This window comes from Thermophilibacter sp. ET337 (assembly GCF_024733715.1).
Lineage (GTDB): Bacteria > Actinomycetota > Coriobacteriia > Coriobacteriales > Atopobiaceae > Thermophilibacter.
Genome location: NZ_JANRHO010000004.1, coordinates 167,558 through 180,023 on the forward strand (window position 1 = coordinate 167,558; position 12,466 = coordinate 180,023).

The 12,466-nt window shown below is 70.8% G+C and carries 8 protein-coding genes; 6 read left to right on the forward strand and 2 right to left on the reverse strand.

The genetic code is table 11. The features are described from left to right. Positions 1–9 precede the first annotated feature (9 nt). Positions 10–942 (reverse strand): undecaprenyl-diphosphate phosphatase, encoded by a 933-nt coding sequence (locus NW198_RS05375; RefSeq protein WP_258340318.1) that lies wholly within the window; start codon positions 940–942, stop codon positions 10–12. 185 nt (positions 943–1,127) lie between these two features. Here NW198_RS05375 and NW198_RS05380 point away from each other — a divergent pair, with 185 nt between their 5' ends. Together NW198_RS05380 and NW198_RS05385 are read left to right on the forward strand one after the other, a co-directional pair. Further along, positions 1,128–1,589 carry a universal stress protein gene (locus tag NW198_RS05380; protein WP_087315616.1) on the forward strand — a complete coding sequence of 154 codons (462 nt, stop codon included), beginning with the start codon at positions 1,128–1,130 and terminating at the stop codon, positions 1,587–1,589. 204 nt (positions 1,590–1,793) lie between these two features. Beyond that, on the forward strand, positions 1,794–2,915 hold the full coding sequence (locus NW198_RS05385) for a hypothetical protein (RefSeq protein ID WP_258340319.1): 1,122 nt from the start codon (positions 1,794–1,796) through the stop codon (positions 2,913–2,915). A gap of 159 nt (positions 2,916–3,074) precedes the next feature. On the opposite strand, the gene NW198_RS05390 is transcribed toward NW198_RS05385, so the two are convergent. Next, positions 3,075–4,028, reverse strand: coding sequence for a DMT family transporter (locus tag NW198_RS05390; protein WP_258340320.1), 954 nt, complete (start codon positions 4,026–4,028; stop codon positions 3,075–3,077). Positions 4,029–4,147: 119 nt separating this feature from the next. On the opposite strand from NW198_RS05390, the gene NW198_RS05395 reads away from it, so the two are divergent. From NW198_RS05395 to NW198_RS05410, 4 genes are all read left to right on the forward strand, one after another. Further along, positions 4,148–7,078 (forward strand): insulinase family protein, encoded by a 2,931-nt coding sequence (locus NW198_RS05395; RefSeq protein WP_258340321.1) that lies wholly within the window; start codon positions 4,148–4,150, stop codon positions 7,076–7,078. Then, entirely contained in the window at positions 7,075–8,586 is a 1,512-nt protein-coding gene (locus NW198_RS05400) for an ATP-binding protein (RefSeq protein ID WP_258340322.1), read from the forward strand. Before NW198_RS05395 ends, NW198_RS05400 begins: the two co-directional genes overlap by 4 nt. Beyond that, on the forward strand, positions 8,579–9,274 hold the full coding sequence (locus NW198_RS05405) for a response regulator (RefSeq protein WP_258340323.1): 696 nt from the start codon (positions 8,579–8,581) through the stop codon (positions 9,272–9,274). Before NW198_RS05400 ends, NW198_RS05405 begins: the two co-directional genes overlap by 8 nt. A 339-nt stretch (positions 9,275–9,613) precedes the next feature. Beyond that, positions 9,614–12,460 carry a cation-transporting P-type ATPase gene (locus NW198_RS05410; RefSeq protein ID WP_258340324.1) on the forward strand — a complete coding sequence of 949 codons (2,847 nt, stop codon included), beginning with the start codon at positions 9,614–9,616 and terminating at the stop codon, positions 12,458–12,460. The last annotated feature ends 6 nt before the right edge of the window (positions 12,461–12,466 follow it).

Consider the following 12,466-nt stretch of genomic DNA (forward strand, 5'->3'; position numbering starts at 1 on the left):
AGAACCTCCCTAGTGCAGCGCGAACCACGCGATGACGGCGACGCCGAGGGCGATGCGGTACCAGCCGAAGGGCTTGAAGTCGTGGCGCCTCACGAAGTCCATGAGGAAGCGGATGACGCCGAGCGAGACGAGAAACGCCACGAGGCAGCCCACGCCGAGCACCGCGGCCTCCATCGTGGTGGGGACGTTGCCGGCGAGCAGGTACTTCGCGAGGCGCAGGCCGCTCGCGCCCACCATCACGGGGATGGCGAGGAAAAACGTGAACTCGGCCACCACGGTGCGCCTGCAGCCGAGGATGAGACCGCCGATGATCGTGGAGCCGGAGCGCGAGGTGCCCGGAACGATGGAGAGCACCTGGAAGAGCCCGATGCCGATGGCCGTCTTCCAGTCGAGCTCCTCGAGGCTCTGCACGCGGGCGTCCTCGTCGGCGAGCTCCGAGCGAGAGGCGGGCTCGAGGGCGACATCGGCGGAGAAGTGCCGGGCGGCGGGCCGGGCGCCCTTCTCGGCCAGCGCGCGATCGGCGCGGCGCTCGCGAACGGTCTCGATGACGATGAACGCGACGCCGTAGACGATCAGCGCCGCGGCGATCACGAAGGGGCTGCCGAGGTTGGCCTCCATCCAGTCGTCGAGCGGGATGCCGATGACCGCGGCGGGCAGGCAGGCAATGACGGTCTTGGCCCAGAGCAGCCAGGTGTCGCGCTTCTCGGCCTTGTCCTTGCTCGGCGAGAAGGGATTCAACCGGCGGAAGAAGATCACGCACACGGCGAGGATCGCGCCGAGCTGGATGACCACGAGGAACATGTTCCAAAAGTCCTCAGAGACGTTCATGGTGAGGAACTGGTTGAGCAGAAGCATGTGGCCCGTCGAAGAGATGGGCAGCCACTCGGTGATGCCCTCGACGAGGCCAAAGACGGCGGCCTTCACGAGCTCGATGATATCCACAGCCTTCCTTTCCCGCGACAAACCGTCCCATCATCGCGCATGCGGGACGCTCCTTGCCCGCCCGCGTGCTCCCCCACCGAAAAACTATGCCGTTTGGCGAGAGAAGCGGCAAGGTCGCGGGCGTTCGGGGAATATCTCAGCCAGTCCGCGAGTCAGCGTCCGCGGGACGCGAGAAGGGAGCCACCATGGCCGAAACCACCACCTCGTATCAAGACCTCGGCTACGACAAGATCTTCGTCTCCCTGGACGGGTCCGACCAGCAGGACAAGGTGCTCGACCGCGCCATCGTCATGGCCGCCAACGACAACGCCGAGCTCTACATTGGCTACGTCATCGACTCGACCGCGCTCGAGGCCGCCGGGACCTTCCCCGTCGACATCATCCCCTCGCTCGAGAAGACCTTCCGCGACTCCATCGACGCCAAGGTCAAGGCCGCCGAGGCCAACCCCGACATCAAGAAGGTCGAGGTGATCGTCCGCGCCGGGCGCATCCGCGAGACCCTCAAGGACGAGATGCTCGACGTGATCGAGCCGGACCTCGTGATCTGCGGCGCCCGCGGCCTGTCCTCGATCAAGTACGCGATCCTGGGCTCCATCTCGACCTTCCTCACCCGAAACACGGAGTGCGACACCCTCATCATCAAGTAGCGCCCGGCGACCCCTCACGCCGGGGCAGCGCACCCGGCAAGACCCCCACGCCCCGCAGCGTCCCCCGCGCTGCGGGGCGCCTTTCGTGCGGCCGCGCCGGCCCGAGTCGTGCAGAAACGGTGATTGGGTCACATAAACCGTAAAATGGAAAGGCTGCTATGTTTGACAGCCCCCTCGGGGGACCGCGAACGTGGAGGTTTGTTCTTGTCGTCAGAGACTACATCGCGCGGGCGGCGCGCCCGAGCGCTCGTGACCGTCGGCCTCGCCGGCCTGCTCGCGACCGTTCCCACGCTGCCCATGACGGCCCTGGCAGACACCGCCGCCGAGCTCCAGAGCGCCCAGCAGGCGGTCCAGGAGGCCAACCAGGCCTGCGAGCAGGCGGACGCGCGCGTCGAGGAGCTCGACGCGCAGATCGAGGCCAACCAGGACCGCATCGACGACATCGAGGCCCAGCTCCCCGAGGCGCAGGACCGCGCGACCGACTCGCTGCGCACGCTCTACAAGATGCAGCAGGGCTCCGGGAGCCTCGTCGAGCTGCTCCTCTCCGCCGACAACTTCTACGAGCTCGTCTCCACGATCCAGTACCTCGACGTGATCCAGTCCCGCAACTCCGAGGCCGTGAGCGAGCTCGTCTCGCTGACCGACGAGCTGGCTCTCACCCAGGCGAGCCTCAACGCCCAGATGGACGAGGCCGAGGCCGAGAAGCAGCGCGCCGACGAGGCCCGCGACGAGGCCGAGGAGGCTCGCGACCAGCTCAAGGCCAAGATCGCCGCACAGGCTGCGGCCGAGGCGGCGGCCCGCAAGGCCGCCATCGAGGCCGCCCAGCGCGCCGCGGAGCTCGCGGCCCAAAGCGAGCAGCAGACGCCGACCTTCACCACCGAGTCCGGCAACGACGCGACGGTCGAGGTCCCCGACCTGCCCGACCCCGACCTGCCCGATCCCGACATCGTGGTGCCGGGCAGCGACAAGGACGCCTTCGTCTCCGAGTGGTCCGCGCGCATCGACGCCTACCTCGCCGGCTCTCCGCTCGCCGGCCAGGGCACGACCTTCGCCGAGGCCGCCTGGGAGTACGGCTGCGACCCGCGCCTCTCCCCCGCCATCTCCACCGTCGAGAGCTCGACGGGCCGCGTGTGCTTCCTCCCCCACAACGCCTGGGGCTGGGGCAGCTCCAGCTGGAGCAGCTGGGAGGAGGCCATCTGGGCGCACGTCGCCGGCCTCGCCGCGGGCTACGGCGGCCAGCTCACCTACGCCGGCGCGCAGAAGTACTGCCCGCCCAACGCCGACGCCTGGTACGCGAGCGTCCTCGCCAACATGCTGAGCATCTAGCGTTACCGGCCTCTCTCTCGGTTTCGCGCAAGACCTGTCATACGCACGACTCCCGTCGCCGCCTCCTCGTCTCGAGGGGCGGCGACGGTGCGTAATGGGCGCCGCCCGTCGCAAAGGCCGGGCACCTCCGCGCGTCCCGGGCAAGGCGGCGGGAGCGCCCTACGCCGTGAGGTACACCATGGCGATGATCAGCGCAAAGCCCACGATCTCTGCGGGCGAGAAGGACGTGCCCAGCCAGGCGACGGTGGCGATCGTCGCCGTGACGGGCTCGATGGTGCCGAGCAGGCTCGCGCGCATGGACCCGGCGTCCTTCACGCCCTGCAGGTAGAGGGCGTACGCGCCGAAGGTCCCCACCACCACGCACGCGGCGAGCACCGCCACCGCCACGCCGTCGAGCGCCGGCATGTGCTCCCAGGGCCGGTAGATCGCCGAGAGGATGACGCCCGAGCACAGAAACGCCAGGCCGTTCACCGTGAAGTTGCCCCAGCGCGCCATCGGCGCGGCGGGCAGGATCGAGAGGCACGCCGCCGCGGCGGCGCAGGCGAGCCCCCAGAACAGGCCCTGGGGCGGGAGGTTGAGCTGCCCGGGATTGCCTCCCGTTGCCACGAGGTAGGTCCCCGCCAGCGCGAGCACCACGCCGAGCGCCTCGCGCCGGCGCGGGCCCCGGCGCATCTTGACGCACACGTAGCAGAGAACGAGCACCATGCCCAGGCTCTGCATGATCGTGGCGGTGGCCGAGTTGGTCCAGTCGATGGCCTCGAGGTAGGCCACCTGCGAGAAGAGGATCGCGCCCAGGCTCACGCCGAGGATGGCGAGCAGGTCGCGCGGGCTTCTCCACACGCCCCGCAGCTGCTCGCGGCCGCGAGACGTCGCCGCGGCCGCAGCGAGGAAGAGCCAGCAGGCCGTGAGCTCGCGCAGGCAGACGAGCCAGAGGGGGTCGATGGCATAGGCGTCCATGAGCCACTTGGAGACGGTCCCGTTGAGGCCCCAGAAGGTGCCGCCCACGAGCGTGGCCACGATGCCGCGGCGGATGCGACGGCGACGCTCGGCGTCATGCCCGGGCGCCTGGCCCTTCTCGGCGTCTGCCACGGTAAGCTCGCTCTTCTCGACCACAGATCCTCCCCCACTCGCAACGGCCCGCGATAGCCTACCACATGCGTGACAGAACCTCCGAGGCGTCTGTCACATGGGGTATGCTAGGCAGCGAGAAAGCACGACCACAAGGAGCCCTCATGTCCCAGAAGAACCGCTTTGCTGCCCCGGACCCCGCGCTCGCCACGGGCACGACCCACGCCGGCTTCACCGTCACGCGCGTGGAGGCGCTGCCCGAGATATCCGGGCAGGCCTACCTCATGCGCCACGACGCCACCGGCGCCCGGGCGCTGTGGCTCGCCTGCGCGGACACCAACCGTGCCTTCGCCATCTCGTTCAAGACGCCGCCGGCGGACGACACGGGCGTCTTCCACATCCTCGAGCACTCGGTGCTCTGCGGCTCCGAGCGCTACCCGGTGAAGGAGCCCTTCGTCAACCTGCTCAAGACGAGCATGCAGACCTTCCTCAACGCCATGACCTTCCCGGACAAGACCATGTACCCGGTGGCCTCCACCAACGTGGCCGACCTCGAGAACCTCATGGGCGTCTACCTGGACGCGGTGCTGCACCCCGCGATCTACGACCGTCCGCGCATCTTCGAGCAGGAGGGCTGGCACCTCGAGGCGGACGCCGACCGCGCGCTCTCCTACAACGGCGTGGTCTTCAACGAGATGAAGGGCGCCCTCTCCGATCCCGACGACGTCCTCTACCAGGAGCTGGGTCGGGCGCTCTTCCCGGACACCTGCTACGGCCACGAGTCGGGCGGCAACCCGCGCGCCATCCCCACGCTCACCTACGAGGCCTTCCTCGACAGCCACGCGCGCCACTACGCGCTAGCCAACAGCTACACCGTCCTCTACGGCGACCTCGACATCGACCGCGAGCTCGCCTTCATCGACGAGCGCTTCCGCGGGGCGGCGGAGCGTGGGGCCGGGGCGCCCAACCCCCTCGCGCCCCAGGCTCCCGTGCGCGCGGAGCGGCGCGTCGTGCCCATGGCCACCGCCCCGAGCAACTCATCGATCGGCCTCGCCTACGTGCTGGGCACCGCTGCCGACCGCACGCGCGTGCTGGCCACAGACGTGCTGCTCGACGCCCTCTGCGGCTCCAACGAGGCGCCGCTCAAGCGCGCCGTCCTCGACGCGGGGCTGGCCGACGACTTCTCCGCGATGCTCGCCGACGGCGTGCTCCAGCCCCAGGCCCTCTTCTTCCTGCGGGGCCTGCGCCCCGGGGCCGGCGAGAGGTTCCGCGCCCTCGTCGAGTCCACGTGCGCCGAGCTCGCCGAGGACGGCATCCCGCGCGCCAAGCTCGAGGCCGCGCTCGCCCAGGCGGAGTTCAACCTGCGCGAGGGCGACTGGGGCGGCTACCCCGACGGCATCGCGCTCTCGATGCTCGCGATGTCGGGCTGGCTCTATGACGACGACCGCCCCCTCGACTACCTGCGCTACGAGGACGCCCTTGCCGAGCTCAAGCGCGGCCTCGACGAGGGCTACTTCGAGCGGCTGCTGCGCGAGCTCGTCTGCGAGAGCGCGCACTGCGCCGAGGTCGAGATCGCGCCCGTCGAGGGGGGCGACGCCGCCGAGGAGGAGGCCGAGCTCGCGGCCCTGCGCGCGGGCATGAGCGAGCAGGACGTCGAGGCCGTGCGCGCCGAGGTGGCCGCGCTGCGTGAGGAGCAGGAGGCCCCGGACGCGCCCGAGGCGCTCGCGACGCTGCCACGCCTGGGCGTGGCCGACGTGGAGCCGCCGGCGCCGGAGCCCGCCGCGCTCGAGACGGATGCACCGCTGCCCTGCATCGCCCACGAGCTCGACACCCACGGCATCGCCTACGTCTACCACTACTTCGACCTGCGCCGGCTCGACTTTGACGACCTGCCCTACGTGGGCGTGCTCACCGACCTGCTCGGCAAGCTCGACACCGAATGGCACACGGCCTCCGACCTCGACACCGCCATCGAGACCAACCTCGGCGGGCTCGGCTTCTTCACCGAGACCTACGCCCGCGACACCGACCTCGCCTACGCCGCCCCCACGCTCGTGGTGGGCGCCTCCGCCCTCTCCGAGAAGGTCGACGCGCTCGCCACGCTGCCCTCGGAGGTCTGGGGCACCACGCGCTTCGACGACCTCGCCCGCGTCCGCGACATCCTCACGCAGCGCCGGGTGGCGCTCGAGCAGTACTTCGTGAGCTCGGGCCACACCGCGGCTGCCGCACGGGCAAACGCGTACTTCTCGTCCGCCGCCGTGGCATCGAGCGCGATGGCGGGGCTCGACTACTACCTCTTCCTGCGCGAGCTCCTGGACGGTTGGGAGGAGCGGGCCAGCGCGCTGCCGGAGCGGCTCTCCGCGCTCGCGGCGCGCGTCTTCACCGCCGACGCCGTCACGGTGAGCTTCACCGGAACCGCCGAGGATCGCGAGCGCTTCTGGGCGACGGGCGGCACGCTCGGGCTCGCGCCCTCCGAGGACGCCGGGCAGCGCCTGGTCGTGCCCGCGCCCGTGCCGAGAAACGAGGCCTTCCTCATCCCCTCCGACGTGAGCTACGTGGTCCGCGGCAACGGTCGCAGCGAGGCGGACGCCGGGACCATCGGGTGCTGGCAGGTCGCCACGCGCGCCCTCTCCTACGACTATCTCTGGAACGAGGTGCGCGTGAAGGGCGGCGCCTACGGCTGCGGGTTCCGCCGCACGAGCGAGGGCCTGAGCGGCTTCTGGAGCTTCCGCGACCCGTCCGTGGACGCGACGCTCGCGCGCTACGACGGCGCGGCGGCGTGGCTCGCCGCGTGGGACGGCTCGCCCGAGGAGCTCGAGGGCTACGTCGTGGCCACCGTCGCCGCGCACGACGCGCCGGTCAAGCCCCGTCAGCTGGCGCGCCGCCAGGACGTGGCGCGCTTCGGGGGCAAGCCGGCCGGCTGGCGCGACGCCGTGCGCGCCGAGGAGCTCGCCACGACCCCCGACGACGTCCGCGCCCTCGCGGCGGCGCTCGCCGACGAGCGTGCCGCGCGCGGGGTCTGCGTCTTCGGCGGCCGCGACGCCGTCGAGGCGAGCGACGTGGCCTTCGACGCCGTGACCGAGCTCGTCCGATGATACGAAGGGACAGTCCCTTCGTATCACTGCTCGTGACCGCGGGACTGCTCGCAGCCGCCACGGCCGCGGGCGCGCTGCTGCGCGCCGCGGGCCTTCAGGAGGCCACGGTCGTCGTCACCTATGTGCTCGCCGTCATCGGGGTGGCGCTCGCCACCCCGGGCGGCCCCTGGTGCCTGATCGCCGCCGCGCTCTCCGTCCTCGCCTTCAACTTCTTCTTCGCCGCGCCCACGCTCTCGCTCGCGGCCCTCGACCCCGCGATGCCGGGGACCTTCGCGGTCATGTTCGTCGTCGCGCTGCTCGCCGGCCACGTCGCCGCGCGGCTGCGCCTCCAGGCCCGCGCCGCCGAGGCCGCCCGCCTCCAGGCGCAGGCCCTCCTGGACCTGAGCGGGCGGCTCCAGGACTGCACCGCCCCCGACGACGTGGTGGCCGCGATGGCGAGAAGCGCGGCGGAGCTGCTCGGCCGCTCGTTTGTCTGGTATCCCGCCCGCGGCGACGCGCGCTCCCTCGGCGACCGCGCCGCCTTCCCCTTCCCGACCGGGGCGACCGTGGCGGACGAGCGCACCGTCGCCCTGCGGGCGCTCGCCAACGGGAGCCCGACCGGCGCCTCGACGGAGGCCTTCGGCTCCGCCGCGGGCCTCTACCTGCCCGTAGGCCCGTCAGCCGCGCCGCGGGGCGTGGCGGGCATCCTGCCTGCCGCCGACCTCTCCCCCGAGCAGCTCAAGCTCTGGCGCTCGGTCTGCGGCCTCGCGGCGCTCGCCCTCGACCGCGTGGCGGCGCTCAGGGCCCGCGAGGAGGCCGCCGTCCGCATCCGCGAGGAGCGGACCCGCGCGGACCTGCTACGCTCGATCTCCCACGATCTGCGCACGCCCCTCACCTCGATCTCAGGCAATGCCGACGTCCTTCTCGACGCCGGAGCCGCCCTCGACGCCGGCACGCGCCGGCAGCTGCTGGCCACCATCCGCGACGACGCCTCCTGGCTGCGCGCCACCGTTGAGAACCTCCTCACCGTCACGCGCCTCGAGGAGGGCGGCGTGCGCCCGCAGGCGGACGCGGAGCTCGTGGACGACCTCGTCGAGGAGGCGCTGCGCCACGCCGCCGGCGACGCCGGCCACGTCGTGACCTTCGAGGCGCCGCCGGAGCCCCTGCTCGTTCGCGTCGACCCCGCCCTCGCGGTCCAGGCGCTCGTCAACCTCGTCAACAACGCCGTCGCGCACACGCCTGCGGGCAGCCGCGTCACGGTCCACGCCGCGCGCGAGGGCGCCCAGGTGAGCATCATCGTGGCCGATGACGGGCCGGGCATCCCGGATGCCGAGAAGGACCGCGTCTTCGAGGCGTTCCACACCTCCGGCGGCGCGCTCGCGGACGGAACGCGCAGCGTCGGCCTGGGCCTCTCGGTCTGCCGTGCCGTCGCGCGGGCCCACGGGGGTACCATCACGGTGCGCGACAACATGCCGCACGGAGCGGTCTTCTCCCTCACCCTGCCCGCCGAGGAGGTCCCCGATGTCTGACGCCCTGCCCGACGCCCCGCTCGTCCTCGTGGTCGAGGACGACGCGCCGATCGCGAGCCTCGTCTGCGCCGCGCTCGACTCCCGCGGCCTGCGCCGCCGCGTCTGCACGACGGCGGCCGAGGCCATCGCCGCCGCGGCCGAGCTCGCGCCGCAGGTGATCCTGCTCGACCTCGGCCTGCCCGACGCCGACGGCATCGAGGTCGTGCGCCGCGTGCGCACCTGGTCGGACGACCTGCCCATCATCGTCGTCTCCGCGCGCGCCGACGACACTGACAAGATCGGCGCGCTCGACGCCGGGGCGGACGACTACCTCGTGAAGCCCTTCTCGGTCGGGGAGCTGCTCGCGCGCGTGCGCGTGGCCCTGCGGCGCGTGGCCCACGGGGCGCCGGCCGAGACCACGACCTTCGAGAACGGGGCGCTCACGATCGACTACGCGGCGGGCGTCGTGCGCGCGGGCGGCGCGGAGCTGCACCTCACGCCGATGGAGTACCGGCTGCTCGTCCTTCTCGCCAGAAACGTCGACAAGGTCCTCACTCACCAGTACCTGCTCGAGCACGCCTGGGGGCCCGGGCAGGTGGGCGACCTCGCGTCGCTGCGCGTTATCATGGCGTCCCTGCGCAAGAAGATCGGGGCGGACCTCGTCCAGACGCACGTGGGCGTGGGCTACCGCATGGTCCGCGCGGAGTAGCGCCGGGCTGGTCCCTTTTGAGGGTATGTACACCGCCCCAGCCCGCCCGTTCTTCTCGGCAGTCGATCTACCAGCGGGTTTGCAAACCGATAAGAACGGCGAGGTGTACACACCCTCAGGGGGTGGTGTACATACCCTCCGAGCCGCGCCGGGGGGCCGCCGGCCGCCTCGCCGCGCCAACCAGCGTCGTTAATGCGGCCTTAACGTCCCAACACCCCCTCTTAACTGCATCTTTATGCTCGCGCTATGGCATTTTGGCCAACTGCCGACACCTCGCGCCCGCCGCCGCCCGCGCGTCCTACCCTCGCGCTGTACGCACGTCTTGGAAGGGGAGGCACGATGGAGGACACGTCCCGGGCGACGCCGGTCGCCGTGCAGCGGCTCACCGCCGACAGGGTCTTCTCGGCGCTCGAGACCTCGCAGGCTGGCCTCACGCAGGAGGAGGCGCAGGCCCGCCAGGCACGGCAGGGCAAGAACCTCATCCAGACCGAGCGAAAGGCCTCGCCGGTCCTAGCGTTTCTCTCGAACTTCACGCACCTGATGGCCATCCTGCTCTGGGCCGCAGGCGCCATCGCCTTTGTGGCGGGGCTGCCCGAGCTGGGCGTGGCCGTGTGGCTCGTGAACGTCATCAACGGCTGCTTCAGCTTCTGGCAGGAGTACCGCGCCGGCAAGGCCACCGACGCCCTCAAGAAGATGCTGCCCTCCTACGCGACCGTCGTCCGCGACGGCCAGGAGCAGAGGATCCTCGCGGAGGACCTCGTTCCCGGCGACGTGATGGTGCTCGCAGAGGGCGACAAGATCTCCGCCGACGCGCGCGTGGTCCGCGCCTCCGACCTGCAGGTCAACCAGTCCACGCTCACCGGGGAGTCCAACCCCGTGCGCAAGACCTCCGACGCCGTGCTGGAGGAGGACCTCACCCAGGCCGAGACGCCCAACCTCATCTTCGCGGGCACGTCGGTCTCCGAGGGCACCGGGCGCGCCGTGGTCACGCGCATCGGCATGGACACGGAGTTTGGCAAGATCGCCCACCTCACGCAGAACATGCAGGAGGCCGAGAGCCCCCTACAGCTGCAGCTCAACCGCACCACCAAGCAGATCACGATCTTCGCGACCTGCATGGGCGTGGGCTTCTTCCTGCTCGATGCCCTGTTCGTGAAGAGCGAGTTCGCCGTTGCGTTCATCTTCTCCCTGGGCATGATCGTGGCCTTCATCCCCGAGGGGCTGCTCCCCACGGTCACGCTCTCGCTCGCCATGGCGGTGCAGCGCATGAGCAGGAGAAACGCCCTCGTGAAGAAGCTCAACTCCGTGGAGACCCTGGGCTCGTGCTCGGTCATCTGCACGGACAAGACGGGCACGCTCACGCAGAACGAGATGACGGTGAACCACCTCTGGACCGCGAGCCACGAGTACGAGGTCACCGGCGTGGGCTACGCGCCCGAGGGCGCCGTCCGCCTGGGCGAGAAGGACGTGGACGCCCATGCCGACGACGACCTGCGGCTGCTCGTGACGGGCGGGGCGCTGTGCTCCAACGCGCGCCTGCTGCCGCCCGAGGAGGAGGGCGGGCGCTACACCGTGCTGGGCGACCCAACCGAGGCGTGCCTGCTCGTTGCCGCGCAGAAGGCCGGCATCGAGCCCTCCGAGCAGGAGGCGGCGTGGCCCCGCGTGCGCGAGCTTCCCTTTGAGAGCCGCCGCAAGCGCATGACGACGATTCACCAGCTCTCCGAGCCGCTCGACGGAGCCCGGCGCGTGGCATTTGTGAAGGGCGCCCCCAACGAGGTCGTGCGCCTCTCAACCCGCGTGCGCGTCGACGGCGAGCCCGAGGCCATGACCGACGAGCTCAGAAACAAGATCATGGCGGCCAACGACGCCTACGCCGCCGACGGCCTGCGCGTGCTTGCCGTGGCGTACCGCCCCCTTGCCGCGGACGACCCGAGCGTGCCGCGCTCCATGAGCGAGTACTCGCCCGAGACCATCGAGCGCGACCTCACGTTCGTGGGCCTCGAGGTCATGCAGGACCCGCCGCGCCCGGAGGTCGCCGCGGCCGTGGAGCAGTGCCGCCGCGCCGGCATTCGCGTAATCATGATCACGGGCGACTACGGCCTCACCGCGGTCTCCATCGCCCGCAAGATCGGCATCGTGCGCGGCGAGCACCCGCGGGTGTTCTCTGGCGTGGAGCTCGAGCGCACGAGCGACGACGAGCTCAAGGAGGCCCTGCGCGGCGAGGTGGTCTTTGCCCGCATGGCGCCCGAGCAGAAGCTGCGCGTGGTAGAGAACCTCCAGCAGATGGGCGAGATCGTGGCCGTCACCGGCGACGGCGTGAACGACTCCCCCGCCCTCAAGAAGGCCGACATCGGCGTGGCCATGGGCATAACGGGCACCGACGTCGCCAAGGAGGCCGCGGACATGGTGCTCACCGACGACAACTTCGCTTCGATCGTGCACGCCATCGAGGAGGGCCGCGCGGTCTACGCCAACATCCGCAAGTTCATGCTCTACATCCTGAACTCCAACATGCCCGAGGCCGTTCCCTCGGCCGTCTACCTGCTCTCGGGGGGCGCCGTACCGCTGCCGCTCACCACGATGCAGATCCTCACGATCGACCTGGGCACCGACATGCTGCCGGCGCTGGGCCTGGGCTGCGAGCCGCCCGAGGACGACGTCATGGACCGCCCGCCGCGCGACCCCAAGGAGCCGCTGCTCACCGGCAGGCTCATGCGCAAGGCCTTCCTCTGGTACGGCCTCATGGGCGGCATCGTCTCCATGGCCGCCTACCTCTTCGCGCAGATCGAGGCCGGCTGGGCACCGGGGCTGGAGATGTTTGGCGTGGGCTCGGACCTCGACCCTGTCTACGTGCGCGCCACGACCATGTGCCTCGCGGCCATCGTGTTTGCCCAGATAGGCCAGGTCCTGAACTGCCGCACCGAGACCGCATCGGTCTTCTCGCGAGGGCTCTTCTCCAACCGCCACATCAACGTGGGCATCGTCTTCGAAATCTGCCTTATCGTGTTCATCACGCTCTTCCCGCCGTTCCAGGCGGTCTTCCACACCAGCCCGCTCGGGGTCTGGGACTACGTCTTCCTCTGCTGCCTGCCGCCGCTCGTGCTGGCAGTCGAGGAGGCCCGCAAGGCCCTGTTCCGTCAGATCAGGCGTCGCCGCGCGCCGCGCGCGGTCGCCGAGGGAAGGTAGGTCATC

Bases quoted from the DNA above. Each gene is read 5' to 3' on its own strand.
- NW198_RS05380 (WP_087315616.1), top strand. From the start codon at position 1,128: ATGGCCGAAACCACCACCTCGTATCAAGACCTCGGCTACGACAAGATC.
- NW198_RS05395 (WP_258340321.1), top strand. From the start codon at position 4,148: ATGTCCCAGAAGAACCGCTTTGCTGCCCCGGACCCCGCGCTCGCCACG.
- NW198_RS05400 (WP_258340322.1), top strand. From the start codon at position 7,075: ATGATACGAAGGGACAGTCCCTTCGTATCACTGCTCGTGACCGCGGGA.
- NW198_RS05405 (WP_258340323.1), top strand. From the start codon at position 8,579: ATGTCTGACGCCCTGCCCGACGCCCCGCTCGTCCTCGTGGTCGAGGAC.
- NW198_RS05410 (WP_258340324.1), top strand. From the start codon at position 9,614: ATGGAGGACACGTCCCGGGCGACGCCGGTCGCCGTGCAGCGGCTCACC.